This is a genomic window from Nocardia sp. NPDC046473 (assembly GCF_040645995.1).
In the GTDB taxonomy this organism is placed as follows: domain Bacteria; phylum Actinomycetota; class Actinomycetes; order Mycobacteriales; family Mycobacteriaceae; genus Nocardia.
Window position 1 is genome coordinate 397,341 of sequence record NZ_JBEYZJ010000005.1, and the last position, 21,590, is coordinate 418,930.

At 66.1% G+C, this 21,590-nt stretch carries 26 protein-coding genes and 1 tRNA gene; 21 read left to right on the forward strand and 6 right to left on the reverse strand.

All coding sequences use genetic code 11. The annotated features are described in order from the left end of the window. Nucleotides 1–328 precede the first annotated feature (328 nt). Genes ABZ942_RS19775 through ABZ942_RS19855 form a run of 17 tightly spaced genes read left to right on the forward strand, consistent with a single transcriptional unit; the run spans nucleotide 329 to nucleotide 12,486 of the window. On the forward strand, nucleotides 329–673 hold the full coding sequence (locus tag ABZ942_RS19775; RefSeq protein WP_357383903.1) for a hypothetical protein: 345 nt from the start codon (nucleotides 329–331) through the stop codon (nucleotides 671–673). Continuing rightward, the gene (locus ABZ942_RS19780; protein ID WP_357383905.1) at nucleotides 670–1,068 is read left to right on the forward strand and encodes a hypothetical protein; all 399 of its coding nucleotides are present in this window, start codon (nucleotides 670–672) and stop codon (nucleotides 1,066–1,068) included. Before ABZ942_RS19775 ends, ABZ942_RS19780 begins: the two co-directional genes overlap by 4 nt. Then, nucleotides 1,065–2,123: a hypothetical protein gene (locus tag ABZ942_RS19785; RefSeq protein ID WP_357383907.1), complete on the forward strand. Its 1,059-nt coding sequence runs from the start codon at nucleotides 1,065–1,067 to the stop codon at nucleotides 2,121–2,123. Before ABZ942_RS19780 ends, ABZ942_RS19785 begins: the two co-directional genes overlap by 4 nt. After that, nucleotides 2,120–4,111 (forward strand): type IV secretory system conjugative DNA transfer family protein, encoded by a 1,992-nt coding sequence (locus ABZ942_RS19790; RefSeq protein ID WP_357383908.1) that lies wholly within the window; start codon nucleotides 2,120–2,122, stop codon nucleotides 4,109–4,111. The genes ABZ942_RS19785 and ABZ942_RS19790 overlap by 4 nt, the downstream gene beginning before the upstream one ends. Before the next feature lie 49 nt (nucleotides 4,112–4,160). After that, on the forward strand, nucleotides 4,161–4,745 hold the full coding sequence (locus tag ABZ942_RS19795; protein ID WP_357383910.1) for a hypothetical protein: 585 nt from the start codon (nucleotides 4,161–4,163) through the stop codon (nucleotides 4,743–4,745). A 26-nt stretch (nucleotides 4,746–4,771) separates the two neighbouring features. Continuing rightward, nucleotides 4,772–5,137 carry a hypothetical protein gene (locus tag ABZ942_RS19800; protein WP_357383912.1) on the forward strand — a complete coding sequence of 122 codons (366 nt, stop codon included), beginning with the start codon at nucleotides 4,772–4,774 and terminating at the stop codon, nucleotides 5,135–5,137. 24 nt (nucleotides 5,138–5,161) lie between these two features. Beyond that, entirely contained in the window at nucleotides 5,162–6,610 is a 1,449-nt protein-coding gene (locus ABZ942_RS19805; protein ID WP_357383914.1) for a hypothetical protein, read from the forward strand. A gap of 1 nt (nucleotide 6,611) precedes the next feature. Next, the gene (locus tag ABZ942_RS19810; protein ID WP_357383916.1) at nucleotides 6,612–6,968 is read left to right on the forward strand and encodes a hypothetical protein; all 357 of its coding nucleotides are present in this window, start codon (nucleotides 6,612–6,614) and stop codon (nucleotides 6,966–6,968) included. Nucleotide 6,969: 1 nt separating this feature from the next. Continuing rightward, entirely contained in the window at nucleotides 6,970–7,335 is a 366-nt protein-coding gene (locus ABZ942_RS19815; RefSeq protein WP_357383918.1) for a hypothetical protein, read from the forward strand. Continuing rightward, nucleotides 7,332–7,808, forward strand: coding sequence for a hypothetical protein (locus ABZ942_RS19820; protein ID WP_357383920.1), 477 nt, complete (start codon nucleotides 7,332–7,334; stop codon nucleotides 7,806–7,808). Before ABZ942_RS19815 ends, ABZ942_RS19820 begins: the two co-directional genes overlap by 4 nt. A gap of 1 nt (nucleotide 7,809) precedes the next feature. Beyond that, a complete protein-coding gene (locus ABZ942_RS19825) occupies nucleotides 7,810–8,259 on the forward strand; it encodes a hypothetical protein (RefSeq protein ID WP_357383922.1) in 450 nt (149 codons plus the stop codon). A gap of 6 nt (nucleotides 8,260–8,265) precedes the next feature. Then, on the forward strand, nucleotides 8,266–9,252 hold the full coding sequence (locus ABZ942_RS19830) for a toprim domain-containing protein (RefSeq protein WP_357383924.1): 987 nt from the start codon (nucleotides 8,266–8,268) through the stop codon (nucleotides 9,250–9,252). A gap of 22 nt (nucleotides 9,253–9,274) precedes the next feature. Beyond that, nucleotides 9,275–9,625, forward strand: a complete 351-nt coding sequence (locus ABZ942_RS19835) for a hypothetical protein (protein ID WP_357383926.1) — start codon at nucleotides 9,275–9,277, stop codon at nucleotides 9,623–9,625. A 46-nt stretch (nucleotides 9,626–9,671) separates the two neighbouring features. Continuing rightward, entirely contained in the window at nucleotides 9,672–10,079 is a 408-nt protein-coding gene (locus tag ABZ942_RS19840) for a hypothetical protein (protein ID WP_357383928.1), read from the forward strand. Between the two features lie 3 nt (nucleotides 10,080–10,082). Continuing rightward, complete coding sequence (locus ABZ942_RS19845; protein WP_357383930.1) at nucleotides 10,083–10,991, forward strand: sigma-70 region 4 domain-containing protein; 909 nt, start codon at nucleotides 10,083–10,085, stop codon at nucleotides 10,989–10,991. Beyond that, nucleotides 10,988–11,221 (forward strand): helix-turn-helix domain-containing protein, encoded by a 234-nt coding sequence (locus tag ABZ942_RS19850; RefSeq protein WP_357383931.1) that lies wholly within the window; start codon nucleotides 10,988–10,990, stop codon nucleotides 11,219–11,221. The genes ABZ942_RS19845 and ABZ942_RS19850 overlap by 4 nt, the downstream gene beginning before the upstream one ends. Next, complete coding sequence (locus ABZ942_RS19855) at nucleotides 11,221–12,486, forward strand: tyrosine-type recombinase/integrase (RefSeq protein WP_357383933.1); 1,266 nt, start codon at nucleotides 11,221–11,223, stop codon at nucleotides 12,484–12,486. The genes ABZ942_RS19850 and ABZ942_RS19855 overlap by 1 nt, the downstream gene beginning before the upstream one ends. A gap of 38 nt (nucleotides 12,487–12,524) precedes the next feature. Here the strand turns inward: ABZ942_RS19855 and ABZ942_RS19860 are convergent. Continuing rightward, nucleotides 12,525–12,601: transfer RNA gene (locus tag ABZ942_RS19860), tRNA-Pro, on the reverse strand. A gap of 236 nt (nucleotides 12,602–12,837) precedes the next feature. Between ABZ942_RS19860 and ABZ942_RS19865 the strand changes: the two genes are divergently transcribed. Beyond that, nucleotides 12,838–13,560, forward strand: coding sequence for a GAF and ANTAR domain-containing protein (locus tag ABZ942_RS19865; RefSeq protein ID WP_357383934.1), 723 nt, complete (start codon nucleotides 12,838–12,840; stop codon nucleotides 13,558–13,560). Nucleotides 13,561–13,562: 2 nt separating this feature from the next. Here the strand turns inward: ABZ942_RS19865 and ABZ942_RS19870 are convergent, their stop codons facing one another. From ABZ942_RS19870 to ABZ942_RS19885, 4 genes are all read right to left on the reverse strand, one after another. Further along, nucleotides 13,563–14,285, reverse strand: a complete 723-nt coding sequence (locus ABZ942_RS19870; RefSeq protein WP_357383936.1) for a PAS and ANTAR domain-containing protein — start codon at nucleotides 14,283–14,285, stop codon at nucleotides 13,563–13,565. A gap of 297 nt (nucleotides 14,286–14,582) precedes the next feature. Next, nucleotides 14,583–15,233, reverse strand: a complete 651-nt coding sequence (locus ABZ942_RS19875; RefSeq protein ID WP_357383938.1) for a methyltransferase domain-containing protein — start codon at nucleotides 15,231–15,233, stop codon at nucleotides 14,583–14,585. Nucleotides 15,234–15,283: 50 nt separating this feature from the next. Then, nucleotides 15,284–16,723, reverse strand: a complete 1,440-nt coding sequence (locus ABZ942_RS19880; protein WP_357383940.1) for an MFS transporter — start codon at nucleotides 16,721–16,723, stop codon at nucleotides 15,284–15,286. A 54-nt stretch (nucleotides 16,724–16,777) separates the two neighbouring features. After that, nucleotides 16,778–17,392: a VOC family protein gene (locus ABZ942_RS19885; RefSeq protein ID WP_357383942.1), complete on the reverse strand. Its 615-nt coding sequence runs from the start codon at nucleotides 17,390–17,392 to the stop codon at nucleotides 16,778–16,780. 69 nt (nucleotides 17,393–17,461) lie between these two features. On the opposite strand from ABZ942_RS19885, the gene ABZ942_RS19890 reads away from it, so the two are divergent. Next, nucleotides 17,462–18,154, forward strand: a complete 693-nt coding sequence (locus ABZ942_RS19890) for a hypothetical protein (protein WP_357383944.1) — start codon at nucleotides 17,462–17,464, stop codon at nucleotides 18,152–18,154. Here the strand turns inward: ABZ942_RS19890 and ABZ942_RS19895 are convergent. Beyond that, nucleotides 18,139–19,038 carry a LysR family transcriptional regulator gene (locus ABZ942_RS19895; protein ID WP_357383946.1) on the reverse strand — a complete coding sequence of 300 codons (900 nt, stop codon included), beginning with the start codon at nucleotides 19,036–19,038 and terminating at the stop codon, nucleotides 18,139–18,141. The two genes, ABZ942_RS19890 and ABZ942_RS19895, sit on opposite strands and share 16 nt — an antisense overlap. A 71-nt stretch (nucleotides 19,039–19,109) precedes the next feature. Between ABZ942_RS19895 and dapA the strand changes: the two genes are divergently transcribed. Continuing rightward, nucleotides 19,110–20,015, forward strand: coding sequence for a 4-hydroxy-tetrahydrodipicolinate synthase (gene dapA, locus ABZ942_RS19900; RefSeq protein WP_357383948.1), 906 nt, complete (start codon nucleotides 19,110–19,112; stop codon nucleotides 20,013–20,015). Between the two features lie 27 nt (nucleotides 20,016–20,042). Beyond that, entirely contained in the window at nucleotides 20,043–21,578 is a 1,536-nt protein-coding gene (locus tag ABZ942_RS19905) for a DHA2 family efflux MFS transporter permease subunit (RefSeq protein ID WP_357383950.1), read from the forward strand. Nucleotides 21,579–21,590: the final 12 nt, after the last annotated feature.

A 21,590-nucleotide genomic window follows, 5' to 3' on the forward strand; every position in this document is an offset into this window, starting at 1 on the left:
CCCCGTGGCGGCAGGACCCGCCGATCCAGGGATACACAGTTACGCATTTCGATCGCCGTGGTGGTCACAGCCCGTTGCATTCGATGGCTGGCCCTGAGTTCACGGGTGTCGCGTCGGTGTATGCGCCATTAGGTGTGTTGCCGCCGGTGGTTCGGCTCGGTGCGCTGGCGGCGCTGATTCTGATCGCGATGGCCGGATGCAGCGCGGCATGGGTCGACTACCAGCACTACACGCCGTCACCGAACGTCTGCCGATCTGTGAACTCCGGTGTTCCACCGGAGCGCTCGGGATCGTGTGCTCCCGCGTCTGACGTTGCGGGAGTGCACCGATGAGCACACCAGAGTGGGACGACAGCGAGCTGACGGCGTTGAAGGCGGAAGATCGCCGCCTTCGAGTGGTTGATGGCGTCTTGGACGACATGCTGATGGCTGCTACGCATTCGATGGAGGCGAAGAACTTCCAGGGTGACTGTCAGGGCGAGCTTTCGAAAGTCGAGCACCACCAATCAGTTTCGGCGTCCGTCTGGTCCGAGAAGGCTGAGGTCACTGATCGGCTGTGGGACATCGAATTTGGCCGTGAACGTGCCGACCAGATGCGCGCAGAGGTCGCCGCTCGGCTCGCCGACAGCGAGCGAACTGCGCAGAAGTCTCGCCGAATCGGGCGGTCCCGATGAGCAAGTTTCTGGACCCGGACGGCCGTGAGTACGGGCTTCCGACGTGGCCGTGGCGGATGGCGCCACTGCATTTGCGGACCAAAAAGCAGCTAGCGCAACGAAATCAACGACCCAGCGAGCGTGAACCGCAAGCGCAGGTGATGCGCGGCCGGCGTGGGCGGCCGCCGATGGTGGCGCACCTCTACGACGGCGAGAAGGCAGTGCCGAAGCGGGAGTCGTCGGAAGCCCAGTTGGCGGCATTGCAGGTGGCGCGCTGGACCCGGTCGGTGACCGCGTGCGAGCGCCGCGGGATCGATGCCAGCGACATGCGCGAGGTGATTGAGCGCGCCCGCGCCGATCTGGCCGCCCGTCGGCGGACTACGACGCGAGGGCAAGGAAGGACGCGAACCCGATGAACCACAACAAGAGGGCGGCGAGTCGATACGGGGATCTGGAGTTCGACTATCGCGACCAGATCATTAGCGGGCTGCGCGGTAGCGGGGCTGGCTATCGGGAGATCGCGCGGTTGCTGGGCATTTCAGCGCGCAAGGTCGAGGCCGGTCTCGGTGAAATCGCTGCGCTGCACGAAAACGGATACAGCCAGAGCGAGATAAGCCGCCGCGTCGGTCTTCCGCGGACCACGGTGCAGGACCTGTTGCGCTCGCAGCGCTCGTCGATGTCGACGGCGCGCAAGACGACAGCACTGGCCGCGTTGTCGGAGATGCATGGCATGCAGGTCGATGTGTTGGCGTGGTTTCTCGGGATGGAGAAGAACCACACCTACAGCCTGGTCAAGGCGCTGTTCGAGGACAAGCGCATTGGTGAGTTGGAGCAGGTGCAGCCCGGCGAGAAGTGGGTGGTGCCGACGCGGGTGACCGCAGCGCGCTACCTGGGGTGGCGGCCCAGGGATTGGCATCCGCCGCTGATGTATGCCGAGCACTATCGCGCTGTTGGTCAAGCCCGGATCATGCTCGTCGGCACCGCCCCTGAACGCTGGATTTCCGAGCGCCGGTTGTGGCAGCGCGCCAAGGATGAAGCCAACGAATCCCGTTCCGGGCTGACCGATTTCAGCACCGGCCGCGCACCGCGGGCAGGGCGACCGCACATCCACGATGGCCGGTTCCTCGGCGAGGTGGAAGGCCAGCGCGGTTGGTGGGCACTGGAGGTCGAACTCAGCGTCAAACACGGCGCACACATGGATACCGCCCTGCAGGGCGCATTGCGCGCCGCCCGCGACGCGACTCCGGAGTCGGTGGTCGGTCTCCTGTATCTCTGCCGGTCGGCATCGGTGGCCGACAACGTCAACGCCGCCTATGACCGGCTGCCGCGCGAGCTGGCCGAGCTCTCCCTGCTGTTCGCGATCGGTGATTTCGACGACGAGTGGACCAGCTACCTCGCGCGCCGCAACAAGGCCAAGGCGGCAAAGCGCCATGGCGGCAACGGACTTCACATCACAGGCAGGGCGTCATGAGCAACCAGAATTGCCAACCCATCCTCACCCCCACCGATTGCGACCCGCTCGGCACCAACACCACCACGCCGACACCGGCAACGCCGACCGCGGTGCAGGAGCCGTCGCACACCGGGCTTATTCGCCCCGACGCGCCGCCGATCAAACACCTGGACGGATTGCAACTGCCTGACCTGTCCGGCATCGCACACGTGGCGACCACGGCGACGGTGTGCGGGGTGGTGGTCGTGGCGATGCTGGTCATGATCGTGGCCGTCGCGGCGCGGTGGCCGTTGGCGCCACATCGGTTGCGTAACTTCGCGATCGCCTCACTGCTGCTGCCCGCGACCTCTGCGCTGGCCGGCGGTTCGTGGTCGGTACCCGCGGTGCTGTTCGTGGCCGGCGCCTCCCGCGTCACAGATGGCGACTGGGCCGGACTGCGGATGATGCTCGCTCTCGGAGCGCCGTTCGCATCGCTGATCGCCTCCTACTGGTGGGCAAAGTTCGTGCACAAAACCAACAGCGTCGGCCTCAAGTCACTCGGTCGCACCGAGCGAGTCCAGCATGCGATCGCGGCCCGCAAGTTCAAGGGCGCGGCTCGTGCGGCGAAGCTCGGTGCCCCCTACAGCGCTGGCGATTCGATCGTGCTGGGCCCGCTGGCCGACCGCACAACCTCGAATCCGTTGGGGGTCTGGTCGGAGCTGACCGCGCGCCATCAGTCGTGGCTGGCGATCCCCCACAAGGAAGCCCGCCGCCACTTCGGGATCTTCGCCACGACCGGTGCAGGCAAGACCGAGCTGATGAAGCGCTACGCGCTGGCGACGTTCGACTACGAGTGGCGCGCCTGGCAGCAATGGAAAGACGTCCCAGGCATGCGCAAGAAGCATCCCCGCCCGCTGCTGGCCGTGATCTCCTGCAAGGGCGGCGAGGACGACAAAGACCTCGGAATCGAGTTGCGGGCCAACGCAATCACGATGGGCATCCACCCGGACCGGATCGCGATGATGCCGCTGGCCGACCGGCTCGACATCTGGACGGGAATGCCCGCCCGCGACCTGCGCGCGATTGTCGGTGACCTGCTCAACGCGGGCGAAGCCAGCACCTCAGAGGGCCAGCATTTCGACGAGATCCGCCGCCGGATCGTGTCGCTGGTGGTGGACGCGCCGGTCGGGCCGCCGCGCAACTCGACGGAGTTCCTGGAGCGGCTCAACGAAGAGAAGCTGCTCGACATCTGGGGCAACGCCCCGGACGTGAAGCGCATGATCGAGGCGGCGCAGGCGGAGAAGACTCCGCAGCTTGATGACGCATTGATCAAGTGCACCAACTTGTTCGACCTGCTGCAGGACCACCACGGACACGTCGTGTTCGACGGCGGCAAAGACATCAACGACCTCGACGTGCTGTTCGTGACCGTGCCTGGGCTGGACAAGGACGCCGCGCGCGCCCAGGTCGCGGCGATCCTGCGCCTGATCATGCAGCGCGCCGGGCGCACCGCCAAGGACCAGCGCCGCTCGGTCACCATCGTGCTAGACGAAGCCAGCGCGCTGACCACCAAACAGGGCTCGATCGGACTGGAGGAAGTCCTTGAACGCGGCCGTTCCCAGGGCGTGGCAATGGTGCTGTCCTCGCAGTCACCCGAGGGCGTGGCCGCCGATCAGTGGTCGCTGAATCGGCTGCTAAAAGCCTGCGCGGGCGGAGTGGTCATCGGCTACTGCGAGAACGCCGGAGACCTGTGCAAGCACTTCGGATCTATTCGCCGGATGCTGCCCTCGCGGCACCTGATCAAGGGTCAGCGGCACGGCGATGAAGGCCAAGTCAGCGTCGGGGAGATGTGGCTGGTCGACCCCGACCGCGTTCGCCGCTTCGAGACCGGCCAGGTCGTGTACGCCAAGGCAGGACGCGCCCAGTGGGGCCACGTCGTCCCCGTCGACCCGAGCGAACTCTCCCCGCTGCCTGGAACCGCCGCCGCTGCGGCTGCATCAACTTCAGGCGCCGAAGTCGCCGCCTGACCAATCCGCATCTCCCTGATTCATCCAATTCGATTGTGAGGCAGCACCAATGCGCATTATCCGTAACCACGACCACGACGACGAAGACCCCGACGACTTCGAGCCGAACGACCCGAAAGACCAGGGCGAGAAGCTGGCCGACGAGGTCTCCGATTTCCTCGCCGCCGTCGCCGAACGAGCACCGTTCCCTACTGGGCAGGACGCACCGGGCCCGACCGAGCAGGCGATGAAACCCGCACTGCACCTGGTCAAAACCGATGCCAGCGCCGACCGGGAGGTCAACGACGAGTGGACAGTCGCCGCGATCAAGTCCCGTGGTCCGCGACCGCGGCTAGTGCGCGCCGGGGTGGGCGGCTCGGCTGTTGTGATCGCTCTGTCGGTATTCGCGACCTGGGGCGAACCGTCCAGTGTGGTTGTCCCGATCTCGGTCTACGGCTTCGGCTGGATCGCCTACCTGTGGTGGAACGCCGCTCTCCGGCCACCGATCCCGCAAGCAGTCGCCGTAATCACCACCGCATTCAACCGGTCCATCGCCGCCATCTTCAGCTTGGTTGTCGGACGGTTCCGCGCCCTGCTCAATCGAGCCGACGCGGCACGGACTCGGCACGAAACCACCCGCACCGCAACCACCTAACCCGACACCGAAGGAGACGAAACGCCATGCCCGACAACCAGAACGAACCGATCCTGCCCATCCCCTCAGACCTCTACCTCGAAGTGGGTGCGGTCCAAGACCAGCTGGAAGACCTCCAGCGCAAGCTGCTCGATCTGCAGCAGCGCTACCACGAATTGGGCCAGTCACCACGATCACTGGACGTCGACAACCTCGGTGACCCGATCAGCCCCCTCCATGCCACCCAGAACACCGAGGGGTGGCTGGCCAGCGCCGACAGCAACCTGTGGCGAGCCAGCGAACAGCTCAGCCGGGCACGCGGCTACGCCAGCCGCTTGAGGCTCACCGCCCAAGCCTGCGAGGAGCGCGAACAGCAACTCTCCCACCGCCCCCCGATCGAACGCACTCGATAACCACCGCCTGAAAGGACCACGGCAATGTCTGAAATGGACGAAATCACCAGTGAGGCCCGCAAGTTCGTCGTCTCGATGAGCTCCATGCTGCGCCAGCACGCCCAAGCCTCGAACTGGCTGGAACGCAACCTGATCCGCCGCGATATCACACGGCAATGGCGAGCCAAGCTCAAGCAGCAGCGAGCCGAACGCAGTCACCAGCTCACCTGGACCGTCCACGGCGTCGACAACTACCGCATGCACGCCCTGGCTGCCGCACAACGCCAGAACGACTCGCGCGTGGACGAGGACCGGCGCCGCCGCGACGCCGCCGCGTTGATACGCCACTACGAAGAGAAGCGTGACCGCATCCTGGGCAACGAGCACCTCACCGAGATCGAAAAGGGCATCGCCCTCGATGGTCTTGACGCTGCCACGGTGTTCCCCGCGTACAAGCCGGGCAAGCTCTTTTCCCGGGCACACAAGGTGCGCGGGATCGAAGCACTGCGCTACCGCGCCCAGGTCGCACGGGCACGTGACTCCGCCGGCATGGCGCGTCCGCTGCTCCGAGTGATGTCGTACGCGCCTGCCGAATCCCGCAGCCGCGACGAGCAACTCGAACGCCTGCACACCCCAGCTCCAGACCGAGCGCCGACCGCGACGGACAGCAAGCCGTTCGTTGCTCTGGTGGGACCGGCCGACGTGATCCACCTCGAAGAACACGAGTACGCGGCGGTGCCACATCAGGACCGGGACCGGTTGAAGCGCTTCGCTACTCGCGAGCAGGCCTATGAGTGGACATTGACGCAGCTCGACACCTACCGAACCACCAGCAATCGTGGCGGGGAGGACTTCACCGCCTCCATCCGCGAGGTCGGGCGCAGCAACAGCAGTGAGATCGCCAACGGCCCACTTGGGATGGTCGCCGACGAAGTCCGCGGGCTGCACGCCGAACACCGGCGGCGCCAGGACCATAGCCGAACGGAGGGCCAGCAGGCCCGCCCGGTCGAGCAGCCGCCCGACACCAGCGCGGATCAGGAACGATTTGCCAAGATCGAGCGCCGCCTGGGGGAGATCGCCGCCGACCGGGACCGGCTGACCAACCGCGTCGGGATGCTGCAGCGTGGACTGGACGCGGTCACCGCAGACCGAGACGAGTTCAAACGGCAGCTGGCCAAGTCCGACGGCCGAATCGAGGCGCTGAAGAACCGCAACCAACGCCTTGCGGCCGAGATCGAAGAACTGCGTCAACGTCCCCAGGTTGGCAAGGTCGCAGCCGAGCGTGACCGCTACAAGCGTGAGCGCGACAAAGCCTACGAAGACCTCGATGACACGTTAGTCAGGCTCACGGAACGGGATCGCCACGGTAGCCGCGAACGTGCTGAGTTCGACAAACTCGGCAACACCCAGCGACAGCCCCGCGAGACCGATCAGGATGTCGACGGCGTGAAGCGAAACGGGCAGCCGCGCAACGGAACCGAACGGAGCCGTTGACGTGAAAGACACCCCATCGTCGCTGAGAATCGACCCCGAAACCCTTCGGCGCGCCCGGCTCACCGTCGCCGGACACGCGGCCAATCGCGCCGACGCCGGGGAACTGCTGGCAATGCTCGGACTGACCGAGCAACAGCCAACCCGACCCGTGCCACGGCCTAACCCGATGCGCAATCCAGGCAGTTGCGTGAAATGCGGTGTGGCGACCGGTGATCGGCGCGCAGCCGGTCACGGTGGCGCTCGCTACGGCGGGCGCGGCCGCTGCGACGCCTGCTATAAGCGCCTGATCCGTGCCGAACGCAAAACCGGTCAGCGCGCACCGACTCCGCAGCGACGCGTGATCGAACGGAGCCGCTGAGATGGAACGCGAACACGAAGAAGCGATGCGGACGGAGTTCGTCGCGGCAGACCGACTCAACGCGAAGGCTTTCCGCGACCACTACGCGGGACGATGCACCGAAACCGAGTTCCAGCAGCAGATCGAGCAAGGTGCCGAGATCGATGACCGCTGGGTGACTGGCCCGTATCGCGAGCAGTGGATATTCCTGCGCAACGCCTGCGACGGCTGGCACCTCAATCCCGAACGGATGCAACGCGAGCTGGCCGCGGACGGTCTCGATGACGTGCAACGTCGCAGCCTCGAACAGGCACAAGAGATCGAACAAGACCGCGCGAGCAGACGACAGCAACTCCTGCGTCAGTACGAACGGAGCCGCCAGAGATGAACCACAACGACGAGCTGCGCGTCCCGAGTGACGCCGAGATTCAGGCGGCGGCAAGCGAACTGCGGCAGACGATCGCACTCAAGACCGGGGAACTGGCCGACCGGCTCCTCGACCGTCCAGAGTTCGGCACCGCGGACTGGAAGCGAGACCGGGACCAGCGCGACACCCCCGAAGGGCGTCGGCGGCTGGCGAAATGGCACCTGACCAAGATCCGCATCGACCGTGCCGCCGACATTGATCCGATCGGAAATGTGCTCAACGCCCGCGGTTTCGGTGCCAGCTGGGACCAGATCGGCGCCGCGTACGGAATCAGCACCGAAGACGCCGCCGCCCGCTGGGAGCGGCCAGCGACCAGCTACATCGAACACTTCAGCGGAACCAGCATCCTCCCGACACGCGAAACCGGCACCAGCACAACCGAAACCGAGCCGACCGAGCAACGGCCACACAACCGGATCGAACGGAGCCGCTGACATGGAACGCGAACACGAAGAAGCCATGCGCGTCGACTTCGCCGAACACACGCGTCTGAACGCCGAGCTGTTCCACGCCGAGTACCTCGACCGCTGGGACGCCGACACCGATGAGCAGGCGCGCCAGCGTGACCAGATCCACGAACGCTGGTCGGCCAGCCCACACGCCGAGCAATGGAACTACCTGCGCAAGGCGCACCACGGCTGGGGACTGCACCCTGATCGCACCCGCCAGTTCATGGACTGGGTCGAGCACTACCGCGACCTCGGACACGACCAGGTCACCGACGTGCAGCGGCGAAGCCTGGAACAAGCCCGCGAGCTGGCCGGGGAGACCTTCCCGGTCGACTACGAACGCAACGCGCCCGACGTCGCCAGATTCACCCCGCAGACACCGGTACCCGTCTTTGGTGCCGCTCGCCAGCGTCGCGGGATCGAGCGGGGGCGGTGAGAAATCATGGAATCGCCTGTGCCGCAGGGTCGTTCGTGGCAGATCATTATCGCCGCGTTGGACCGCAAGGTCGGGAACGGGAAAGGCTCCGGAACCGGATGGGTGCGCTACTTGTGCCCGGTCCACGAAGCCGACGGACACCACCACAATCCATCACTCGGAGTGCGGTACGACCCGAGCCAGTCCAAGACGATCGTTCGCTGTTTCGCCGGGTGCGATGACCGGGATGTGCTGTCGCGGTTGGATCTTCGAGTCCGCGACATGTTCGACCGGCTACCCGAGCGCGACCCGAACCGCGGCGACCGACGGTGCCAGCCACCCCAGCCGCAGGTTCGGCGAGAGCTGAATCCAGTCGACAGGGCAATCGAAGCGGCATGGTTCCCGGCGTCCAGGAAACAGGATCTGGGGGAGCAGACCGGGCCTCCGGTGAATGTCGACACTTACGTCTACCGCTGGCACACCGGCCAGATCGAGGGCGCGGTCACCCGCGTGCACACCCCACACGAACACGGATACAAGAAGGACTTTCCGCAGCAGCACTGGACCGGAACCGCATGGGAACCAGGAGGTTTCGCACCGATCCCGTGGCGCCTGGATCATATCCGCGAAGCCCTCGATACCGGCCGCGAGATCTTCGTGTGCGAGGGCGAGAAGGACGTGCTACGCGCCAACCAAGCCGGACTGATCGCTACCTGCAATGCCATGGGAGCAGGCAGCTGGAAGCCAGAGCATGCGCGCTGGCTGGCCGGGGCGGGGCGGGTGATTGTGGTCGCCGACCGCGACCGCCCCGGCTACCGCCACGCCGCCAAAGTCGCCGACACCCTCGAAGGCCGGGTCGGGGAGGTCAGGGTCCTGCAAGCCCGCGGCGGCAAGGACCTCTGCGACCACTTCGACGCCGGATACCAGCTCGAAGACCTCGAACCCGTCCCGTACCTCGACAGACCACAACAACAGAGGTTTCGGCCACCCGTAGGCCGAACCCGCAGCCGCTGAATAGACCACGAAAGGACACCGGATGAACCACCCGACTCCCGATCCCCGCGAAATCCACGACCGCGCCCAGCAACTCGAACGCGGGGTGTTCAACGCCACCGCCGCTGCGAACAACCCGGACATGGTCTACCCCGACTGGCCCGACGACGTGCCGTTGCCCGACCTCAGCCACGACGTGGTCACCGCCGAGGCCGCTTACTACCACCACCTGACCCAGCATCGCGAGCACCTGGAACGCGACACCGCTTTCCAGTCCGACTACGAGTTCCTGGACTGGCTGCGCGCCGAGGGCGCCGACCTGCGCGACTACCAGAGCTGGAGCTGCGACCCGGAAGAACCGCTGCGCCGCAGCGACCGCCGCCGCAGCCGCTGAACACTCTTTCACCTTCATACGCATTGCATCCCCGGAGGAACACATCATGAGCATCGACTACAGCCAGCGATTCAAGGCCGCCGCAAGCAAGCCGCCAAGCGCGTTTGGTAAGAACACCCCACCCAGCACCACCATCTACGGGCGCATCGTAGAGATCGGCGAGCAGCCGAAACTGAAGTACAACGGCGCGCCTGGTGAGGTCGACAAGGACAAGAAGGGCAACCCGGTCCTGCAGCTGTTCATCACGATCGACACCCCCGCCGGACCGCGCAACTTGTACCCGACATGGCGGATGGAACAAGCAATCGGCACCGCCCTGGAAAAGGCCGGCGCCGGAGCGTTCGAAATCGGTGCCGTGCTCTCGGTCACCTACGTCGGCCAAGACCCCAACGACGAACGCGCCAAGCTCTACACCGCCGTCTACACCCCGACCGGCACGAACGGCGGTGCATGAGCCGTGACCGAATCCTGGTCCGGTGCAGAAGCGGTGCGCAGCAACAACGCTGCGCACCGCAGCGCACCAGATATCAGCGCGCGGGCGGTGGGTGTGCCGCCGAGGGCGTGGCCGGTACTGCTGCTGGCGCTACCGGCGTTCGTGGCGATCTGGTCCGGCTGGGTCGGACTCGGTGAGCTGACCGGGTTCGGCCCGGTGCACCCGCTGCCCGGGATCGCCGACGACTTCACGATCAACACCGCCATCACCCTGCCGATCGGGATGGAGGCATACGCCTCCTACGCGCTCTACGTGTGGCTATCGGGCCGGATCCGCTCGGACCGAACCCGCAGCTACGCCAAGTATTCTGCGTTCGGCAGCCTCAGCTTGGGCGCGGTCGGGCAAGTCGCCTATCACCTTATGCAAGCCGCGGGAATGACGACGGCACCCTGGCCTGTCACCGTGCTCGTTGCCTGTCTTCCTGTTGTGGTTCTCGGCATGGGTGCAGCGCTGGCGCACATGATCGGCGGTGAGCACCGTCATGGACCGGCCGTGCGCAGCGAACCGGAACCGGTGCACAGCCTCGAACCAGTCCGCACCATGGCGGTGCGTGAAATACGCACCGAGACCCGCTCGACCTCGACGGAGTTGACCGAATCCCGCACAGCGGGCGATCTCGAACCAGTCGAATGCATCGAAATTGAGGCCAGCGCTGCGCCTGATCGTTGGTCCGTGGTCGCCAATCGTGTCTGCGGAGCAGACCCCGCCGGACGCCGCGATCCTCGCAAGGTAGCCGAGATCCTGCGCCTACGCCACGACCACGGCTGGTCCCACGCCCGAATCGCCGAGCAGGTCGAACTCAGCTCATCAACCGTCACCCGAACCCTCACCGCCGCCCAGGAATACACCAGAAACGAAGGAACCCGACCATGACTGACACCAATGCACGAGACGTACGGGAGCTGACCGAGAACGCCTGGTACACAACTGAGGAAGTGGCCGCGCTGCTGAAGGTGGATGCGTCTAGCCTGCGACGGTGGCGGACCGCCCGACCACCGGACGGTCCTCCGTTTGTCCGGCTGTCGGATCGGGTCACCCGATATAGCGGCGCTGATGTCATCGCATACTTGCAGCACCGACGAATCGATCCGACGGCGGCGTAATGGACAAAGACCAGATCCACATGATCCCGCTCGGCGTTCAGATCCGCGCGGACATCGAAGAGCGGGACCGGGCAACGCCCTTCCGGGCTCGTGTGCGATGGACCGACCCGGTGACGAAGCAACGTCCGTCCAAGTCAGAGGCCTTCGATACCCGCGAGGAAGCCGAGGAATGGGTCGACCGCATTCAGCAGGCCGCTGCGCGCGGTGTGGATCCGAAGACCGCAACGGCGACGCTGGCGGAATACGGCAAGAACAATTGGGACACCGCGATGCGGGGAGTCGAAGAAAAGACCGCAGGCGATGCGTACGCGCCCGGGTGGCGCCTACGGGTTGTTCCGGCGCTCGGGCATCTGCCGGTCACCATGATTTCTGCGGGTGTTGCCGACCGGGCGGTGATGAACTGGATTTCGGACGGGGTGAGCAAGTCCGGGGTCAAGAACAGTTTGGCCGCGCTCGCCCGCGTGCTGGACCAGGCGGTGCGCGACGAGGTCATCGAACGCAATCGAGTTGAGGTGTCCGGGTGGCAGCGCCAGTACGAGCGCTATGAGGACGAGCTGGATGATCCGCGGTCGCTGGCGCTGCCTGACTGGGCGACGTTGACCAAACTTGGGGATGCCTTGGTGGCGGCGTCGGCGGACCAGTACCGAGGCTGGGGGGATGTTGTGATCTTCGCGGCCTGTACGGCCGTGCGCATTGGTGAGGTGTCCGGTTGCCTGGTCGGTGACATCGATACCGACCAATGGATCTGGCAGCTGAGGCGTCAGACCTCGCCGGGGCCCGGAGGGCTGAAGGACAAGGGCACGAAAGGTAAACGGTCTCGCAAGATTCCGATCATCGAAGAGATCCGGCCGTTGGTGCTCAAGCGCATCCAGGCGGCTGGCAGTAAGGCGGAGGCGCGCCTATTTGTCGGACCGCGCGGCGGCCGCATCCAAACCGGTGTGCTGCGTAAGGCCACGCACTGGCACGACGTGGTTGCGAAACTCGGCTACGAGCATCTGCGTCGCCACGACCTCCGGCACACCGGACTCACCTGGTTCGCCGACGCCGGTGTGCCTTTGCATCGGCTCCAGCAGATTGCCGGACATACCGACCCGAGGATCACTCAGAGGTACCTGCACCCCGATATCAAGGCACTGCAGAACGACGGCGATCTGCTGTCGAAGTTCCTAACCGCGCCCACCAGCGGACCGCTGAGTCAGGAGCTGCCAGCCGCTGTGAGCAAGGAACGGTCCCCAAATGGTCCCCAACTCCGCATTGTCAAATGAGAAAATCCCCTCCGACCGCTGGTCAGAGGGGATTTTCTTGGTCGGGCTGACAGGATTTGAACCTGCGACCACCTGACCCCCAGTCAGGTGCGCTACCAAGCTGCGCCACAGCCCGTTCTGCGCCCGTTGCTGGGCGCTCGAAGAGATTACCTCAGGTTGGGCCGGGGGAGCGAATCGCCTGGTTAGCGGCGTGGCGGTGGGGTGAAAGGTGGTTGGGCGCAGGGGGTGTGGTGGTGGGTGTGACGGGGGTCCGAGGGGGTGGGGCGATTGGTGGCGGGCAGTGGGGGCATTCCGAGAAGAAGGAAGGGTCGGGTTCCTCGGGGCCCGGCGGAGTGGAAGGAGACGGCGGGTATGAGTCGGGAGCGGCGACTGGTCGAGGCGTTTGTGCAGCTGGCGGACTCGTTGGTGGAGGATTACGAGCCGGTGGACGTGGTGCAGGAGTTGCTGGATCGCGCCGTTGACCTGCTACCTGTCGATACTGCCGCGGTGTTGCTGGCGGGGCAGGATGGTGAGTTGAAGGTGTTGGCTTCGACGAGTGAGGCGACGCGGTGGCTGGAGTTGCTGCAGATTCAGGCGCAGGACGGGCCGTGTGTGCAGTCGTATCGCAGTAGTGAGCGGGTGATTGTCGAGGACCTCGAGGGGGCACGTGATCGGTGGCCTGCGTTCGCCAAACAGGCTCTGCTGGACGGGTTTCGGTCGGTGTATGCGCTGCCGCTGCGGTTGCGGATGGACCGGGTGGGTGCGCTGAATTTGTTCAGTGCCGGCGAGGAGCAGCTGACCGAGGATGATTTGCTGGTGGGGCAGGCGCTGGCGGATATCGCGAGTATCGCGATTCTGCAGGCTCGGTTGCTGGCCGACCATAAGACGGTCAACGGGCAGTTGCAGTCGGCGTTGCAGAGCCGGATCGTGATCGAGCAGGCCAAGGGCATGTTGGCCGCGCACGGTGATCTCGACCCGGAAGCGGCGTTCGATGCGCTGCGCGGCTACGCCCGGCACACCCGTGGGCGGCTGCCGGAGCTTGCTCGGGCTGTGGTCGACCGCTCCATCGACCCGAGCAAGATCCTCGAGCGCTGAGCTCACATGCGTTCGTGCACGGTCAGTAGCAGGTGGTCGAATCGGGTACGCAGTTCGACCATCGGCCCGTCGAGCGTCGTGACCTCGGACACGAGCTGGGTGGCCAGCGCACGCAATTTGGTCCCGGTCTCCTGGGACCGCCAGATGAGCACCCGAAACGCCTGGTCGGCCGTGATCCCGTAGATGAGCATCAGCGCACCTTTGGCCTGCTCGATCTCGGCCCGTGCGGAGTAGAGCTCGGGCAGCGCGCCGTCGAGGGTCTGCCTGCGGTCTTCTTCGAGCGCGTTGGTGATGTCGACGTAGTAGCCCGACGTGCCGATCACGGTGCCGTTGTCGTCGACCATGTCGTCGCCGACGACGAGGACGTGGTGCACGCACCCTTTGGTGTCGATGATCCGGTGGCGGCTGCAGAACGGCTCGCCCGTCTCGATCGTGCGGGCGATGATGTTGGCCACCTGCTCGCGATCCTCGGGATGTTTGTGCGACAGCAGCAATTCGGTGGACGGCCGCACCGCCCCGGGCTGGTAGCCGTGGATGATCGCGACCTCGTCGGACCATTCCCAGCGCTGATCGGCCAGCCAGAAGCGAAAGGTGCCCGCGCTCTGCGCCCGTCCCGCGCCCAGCACTTCCTCGACCGGTCGAACCGTCTCCGACCCGGCAGCCCCGGCGAGCACCGTGCTCGACGTTTCGTCGCCCCCACGTGCGACATCAACAGACTGATCCAACGACCTGCCCCTCTCAACCTAAGACCGATGTCAGTATCAATTTCGGTCGGCTGACGGGGTCTGGGGCAGCACGGTCCGGTCGACAAGAGTACCTGGGCGCACCGACTGTTCGTCAGCGAGGCGGGGCGAGGCCGAGAAAGGGGGCGTGACCTGGTGAAACGCTGGGCTCAGACGTACCGGTGGGCCGTGTGTAAGCGGATCCGGGCGGCGCACGTGGCGGGGATGGGCGCGGGCAGTCGGTCGATCCGCGCCGACCGGTGCTGGGGCGAGCTGGGTTGTGGCACAGCGATTCTCCGATCAGACGCGCCGGGCGACGGTGAGCACGTCGGGCACGAGCGGAGCGGGGAGCGGCCTGCGCACCGCGCGTTGTTCGGTGACTCGGAATCCGGCCGCCTCGACCAGCAGTCGCATCTCGTCGGGCGACGGGAAGTAGGCGACGCTCTGAATCGGTGTGGGCTGCAACAACTGGGCGAACCGGTGCCGCGGATTGATCAGCACGATCGCGAGTAGTCCACCGGGGGAGAGGATTCGGTGGAACTCGGCGAGTGCCGCCGGATGGTCGAAGAAGTGGAAGGCGTGCGTCGAGACGACGGCATCCACCGCGCCGTCGGGCAGTCCGAGGTCCTCGGCTCGCCGGTTGACCCAATTCACCTGCCCGGAGCGCGCTTTCGCCTGCCGCAGCATGCCGACGGAGGCGTCGCAGCCGTACACTACATCGGGTTTCCGGTCCTGCTGGATGCGTGATGCGAGAATCCCTGTGCCACAACCGACGTCGGCTATCCGGCGAATGTCGTCGCGCCGCAGCTGCGCGATGATCTCGTCCTGCGGTGGCCGGTAGGCGACCCGCTGTACCAGGGGGATGTTGTACACCCGGGCGAGCCGATTCCAACCCTGGGTGACGAGGCTGTTGAAGGCGCGGGTCGGTGCGTGCGGCATGGCGGCTGACATCGGTGTCCCTTCGGCGTAACTGGCCTCAAGACTAAATTGTCTGAGACAATTTAGGAAGGCTTGGCGGCGCTCAACGGTTTCGCGATGTCCTCGAGCGAACGCCCTTCCGCCTGCACGCCATACGCCAACTCGACGAGCCCGGCGGCGAACATCGCGGCGGCCCCGATGGCGAAGGCGAGCGCGGTCTTGCCCGGATCGCCGTCGGCGGCCAGCTTCGAGAACACCAGCGGTCCGGCCACGCCACCCGCGACGGTGCCGATGGCGTAGAAGAACGCGATGGCCATGGCGCGCGTCTCCATCGGAAAGATCTCGCTCACCGTCAGATACGCCGCGCTGGCGCCACACGAGGCGACGAACAGCACCGCGGTCCAGCACGCGGTCAGCGTCACCGCGGACAACGCCCCGGCCGCGAAAAGCCATGCCGTGCCGAACAAGAGCACCGCGGAGCCGAGATAGCAGCCCGCGATCATCGGCTTGCGCCCCACCGTGTCGAACAGCTTGCCGAGCAGCAGCGGCCCGAGGAAGTTGCCGAAGCAGATCACGGCGAAGTAGTACCCGACCCGATCGTCGGCCACGTGGAACGACTTCGACAGGATGAGCGCGTAATTGAAGGTGATGGCGTTGTACAGGAACGCCTGCCCGATGAACAGCGAGAGCCCGAGCACGCCGCGCTTCGGATACTGCCGCACCATCACCTCGGCGATCTCCCGGAAGCTGATGGTGCGCCGCTGGTGAATCTCGATCCGCTGATCCGACACGTCTTCCAGCTCGCGGCCGGTGTCGGCGCGGACCTGCTTTTCGATGTCGGCGACGGTCCACTCGGCTCCGTCCTCGCGCTCGTGGATGAACATCCATCGCGGACTCTCCGGCACGTGTCGGCGCGCTACCAGAATGATCAGCCCGAAGATGGCGCCGAGCGCAAAGGTCAAGCGCCAGCCGATATTCGCCGGAAACAGGTTGGTGTTCAACGCGACGATGGACAGCAGCGAACCGCCGACCGCGCCGAGCCAGAATGTCCCGTTGATGACAATGTCGATGCGCCCCCGATACTTTCGCGGGATGAGCTCATCGATCGCGGAGTTGATCGCCGCGTACTCGCCGCCGATGCCGAATCCGGTGAGGAAGCGGAACAGGATGAACCACCACATCGAAAACGACAGTGCCGTCATCGCGGTCGCGAACAGGTACACGGCGAGGGTGATCAGGAACAGCTTCTTGCGGCCGAATCTGTCGGTGAGCCAACCGAAGAACACTGCACCGCAGCCGGCCCCGGCGACGTACATCGCCGCCGCGAGCCCGGAAACCTGTGCCGCAGTGATGGATATGCCGCTACCCGGTTCGGAAAGCCGGCTGGCCACGCTGCCGACGACGGTGACCTCCAGGCCGTCCGGGATCCAGACGGAGCCGAGCCCGATCACCACCATCCAATGCCAGCGCGACCACGGCAGTCGATCCAACCGCGCCGGAATATCGGTCGATATCGTCGTCACAGGCCACCCGCCTTCGGTCAGTGCCGACCGGTTACCCGAGGGGATGGCAAATATTCAGAGCAGGGTGAGGCTGCCGTTCGGTCCGTCGAGGGTGGCGATCAAGCCAGGTCGCAGGCCCGGACGCACGGTGAGATCGGCCGACAACGCACGCAAACGAGCCGAGGTTTGCACGGGATCCGGATGCACGGCCTCGAACGCGCGCAACGTCACCTGCGGCAGGCTCTCGGCGGGATGCGCGGTCGCACCCCAGTCGATAAGGAACGGAATCACACCCGTGTGTTCGCCCGGCAACGTCAGCCGCCAGCGCAGCACCTGCCCGTCCGGCGTCTCGCGGGACATGTCGGAGGCCGGGCCGGGGTCGTAGCCGGCCGCCCGAGCCTCGGCAACGGCCGCATCGATGTCTGTCACCCGCGCCGCCCAGGTCACCAGCCGCGACTCGGTCAACCCATCGACCCCGAACGGCCGTGGGAGCGCGGGCGCAGGCTGGTCGTCGTCCGGACCGATGATCTCGAGATACCCACCGTCCCCGAGACCGAGCAGAAAATTGCGCGTCCCGCGACCGCTATGCCGCCCACCCGGGACCGGCGCTACGCCGAGCAACCGCGTCACCGTGGCCACAGCGTCCGCCAGCTCCGGCGTCGCGAGCACCAGATGATCCAACCTACTCACACCGCAAACCGTAGCCGGTTTCTCGCACCGCGATCGGCACCGAACGGGAGTGAGCTACGCTGCGCCGAAGTGAAACCTGTTACAGAAAGTGGCCGCGCGATGAAGGTGATGTTCGCACTCTGGAACATCGGCGATCTCCTCGCCGAGGAGCTGACCGCCCGCCTGGCAGCCGCCGGAACCGTTGCCGTGCAGGCGAATATCTCCGACGTCGCGGTGGCGAACGCGATGTTGCGGCTGACCACCTTCGACAAACCGGTGGCGGCAGTTGTCAGCGTGTGGCTGCCCGGCCAACGCGAAACGGCCACCGTCGCAGACATTCTCGCCTCGGTCGCGCAGTGCGTCGCCGGTTGGCGCGTCGAGGAGACGCGGCCGATCGAGCCGCCTATCGTCGCGCTCCGCGAGCGGGCGCCGGGCCTGGCCAACCTCGCCTTCCTGCGCCGACCCGACACCCTGTCGCAGACCGACTGGCTGCATCGCTGGCGCGACCAGCACACCGAGGTCGCCATCGCCACCCAGGCGACCTTCGGCTACGTCCAAAATCTCGTGCTCGAACCCGTCACCGCCGGGGCGCCCGACATCGCGGCCATCGTCGAAGAACTGTTCCCGATCGAGGCCCTCACCGACCCGCACGCCTTCTATGGCAGCGCGGGCGACAACGCCGAACTGACCCGCCGCATCGATCGATTGATGAAGAGCGTCAACACCTTCGGCGCCGACCGCGACATCGACGTGGTCCCGACCAGCCGCTACCTGCTGCGCTGAGCCAACCCCGCGGCATCGATCGCCGCGACCGAGGCGCGCAGTGCCGAGCGGGCGGCCAGCACGGCGGGATGGTCCCCGGTGCCGCGCCGATACGCCAGCAGTGTCCGCCGCCGCGTCGCCAGCGGCGTCAGCGTGACCTCCGCCGGACACGCCAACGCGCCGAGTTCCGGAACCAGCGCCACTCCCTGTCCGGCCGCGACGAGCGCGAGCACGGTGCCGAAGTCGTCGGCATGGTGCCGAATCCGCGGCGTGAAACCCACTGCCTGGCAGGCACGCACGGTCATCGTGTGACACAACGTATCGGGAGTGCCTGCGATCCAGGATGTTTCGCGCCGAGACGCCAACGAATCGCCGGAAAGCGCTGCCAGATAGATGGTCTCCTCGAGCAACGGCTCGGTATCCAGCGCCGGATCTGGCTCGACGGGCACATAGTCGTACTCCTGAACCAGCGCGACATCCAAGGTCTCCGCCCGCAACGCGGCGGGCGCGGTCGCTGGGTCCAGCTCGGTCACCATCAGCTCGAGTCCCGGATGATCGCGGCTCAACGCGACGAGCGCGGGGGACAGGATCGTCCGAACCGCGGTCGGGAACGCGCCGATCCGCAGCGTCCCGGTCAGTTCGGCGCGCGTGGTCGCCAGCTCGGCGGCCGCCTGTTCGAGCACCGCGAGGATCGTCTCCGCGTGCTCGACCAGCGTGCGGGCGGCCGGTGTCAGCGTGACCCGCCGCCCGGTCCGCTCCAGCAGCGGCACGCCCGCCTCGCGTTCGAGCGCGCTGAGCTGCTGGGAAACGGCCGAGGGCGTGTAGGCGAGCGCGTCGGCGACCGCCGCGATGGTCTCGCGATGCGCCAGCTCGCGCAGCAGCCGCAACTTGCGAATATCGAGCATCAGTCAATCTTATGCTCGACTGTAGAAACGTGAACTGGACCTGAACGTTCAAGCTGGTCAAGCTCATACTTATGACGCTCGCAGGCTTATACGTCCCCCTTGTCACGCCATTCACCGCCGACGGCGCGCTAGCCGCTGACGCGTTGGCAGGATTGGCCCACTCGGTCCTGGCCGACGGCGCGACCGGCCTCGTCGCGCTCGGCACCACGGCGGAAGCTGCCACCCTGAGCCCCGCCGAACGCGAACGAGTCGTCGACATCTGCGCTCACGTGTGCCGAGAACATCACGCCCCCTTGATCGTCGGCGCGGGCTCCAATTCCACCGGCGACTCGATCGAAGCGGTCGCGGCCCTCAGCTCGGACGTCGCCGCCGCCCTCACCGTGGTCCCGTACTACACGCGCCCCTCCGAAGCAGGCGTGCTCGCCCACTTCCGCGCCCTCGCCGCCACCAGCCCCGTGCCGCTGATCATCTACAACATTCCGTACCGCACCGGCCGCACCCTCAGCGCCGACACCCTGCGCCAGCTGGCCGAACACCCGAACATCATCGGCGTCAAACACGCCGTAGGCAGCATCGACGACGCCACCATCGAGCTGATGGGCACGCGCCCAGCCGATTTCGCGGTCCTCGCGGGCGACGACATCTACCTCTCGCCGCTGCTCGCCCTCGGCGCGACGGGCGGCATCCTCGCCTCGGCAAACCTCGCCGCCGGGTCCTTCGCCGCCCTCGTCGAGGCCTGGCGCGCCGGTCGGCTCGACGAGGCCCGAGCCCTCGGTCACCGCCTCGCCGCCCTGTCCAGCGCGCTGTTCGCCGAGCCGAACCCCACCGTCATCAAGGCGGCCCTGGCGGCACAGGGCCGCATCCCCAGCCCGGCCGTCCGACTTCCGCTGCTACCCGCCAGCGCGGCCGCGACAGCCGCCGCCCTGACCGCTTTGGGAAATTCTTCTGCCGAAATACCAGAGAAATTGCTGGTGTAGGAGCCGAAGAGGTGGAACGCTGAAGCGGTGACTCAACCTCCGGATAATCAGGCAGCGGCGCCTGACCTGACCGCCGACAAACTAGACCCGGCGGTCTTGAAAGTAGCGAGCGTGGTCGTGCTCGGCGCGATCATGTCGATCCTGGACATCACCGTCGTCAACATCGCGCTGCCCACCTTCCAAGCCGAATTCGAGACGAGCTACGCCATCGCGGCGTGGACGATCACCGGCTACACCCTCGCGCTGGCCACCGTCATTCCGCTCACCGGGTGGGCCGCCGACCGGTTCGGCACCAAACGCCTGTACATGGCGGCGTTGACCTTCTTCGTACTCGGGTCCGTGCTGTGCGCCACCGCATGGAACATCGAGTCGCTCATCGCATTCCGCGTGATCCAGGGCATCGGCGGCGGCATGCTGATGCCGCTCGGCATGACGATCATGACGCACGCGGCAGGCCCGCAGCGGGTCGGCCGGGTGATGGCGGTGCTCGGCGTGCCGATGCTGCTCGGCCCGATCTGCGGCCCGATCCTCGGCGGCTGGCTGATCGAATTCCACTGGCAGTGGATCTTCCTGATCAACGCGCCGATCGGCGTCGTCGCGCTGATCCTGGCCTACGTCGTGTTCCCCGCGGACAAGCCGGAGCCGTCGGAGTCGTTCGACTTCCTCGGCATGCTGCTCGCCTCGCCCGGACTCGCGTTGTTCCTGTTCGGTGTCTCATCGATCCCCGGCGAGGGCACGGTGGTAGCGACAAAGGTGTTGCTGCCCGCGATCATCGGCGCGGTGCTGATGGTGTTGTTCGTGTTCCACGCGCTGCGCACCGAGCACCCGCTGATCGATCTGCACCTGTTCCGCAACCGCTCGCTGACCTTCGCGGTGCTCACCATGGTGCTGTTCGCGATCGCGTTCTTCGGCGGCGCGTTGCTGCTGCCGACGTATCTGCAGCAGGTCCGTGGGGAATCGGCGCTGCAGGCCGGATTGCTGCTCATCCCACAGGGTTTGGGCGCGATGGTCACCATGCCGGTCGCCGGCAAGCTGGTCGACAAGATCGGGCCGGGGAAGATCGTGCTGGTCGGCATCACGCTGATCGCGGTCAGCACGGTGTTCTTCACCCAGCTCACCGTGGACACCTCCTACTCGCTGATGCTCGGCGCGCTGTTCGTGATGGGTCTCGGCATGGGTTGCACGATGATGCCGATCATGACCGCGGCCATCCAGACACTGAGTCATCAGCAGGTCGCCCGTGGTTCGACGCTGATGAACATCGTCAACCAGACCGCCGGTTCGATCGGCACCGCGACCATCTCGGTGGTGCTGACCAACTTCCTGAACAACCGGGAATTCGCCAAGCCGGCGATCGCGGCCAATGCCAATCCGGAGTTCGCGAGCAAGCTGCCGCCCGGCGTGCTGGAGACCGGATTGAGCCAGGCCGCATCGGCATTCAGCCACACCTACATCGTGGCGCTGGTGCTGATCATCCTCACCCTGGTGCCCGCATTCTTCCTGCCGCGCACCAAGCCGAAGAATCCGGAGCTCACCGACGCGGTTGCCGCCGTGCACGTTTAGTGATCACGCGCC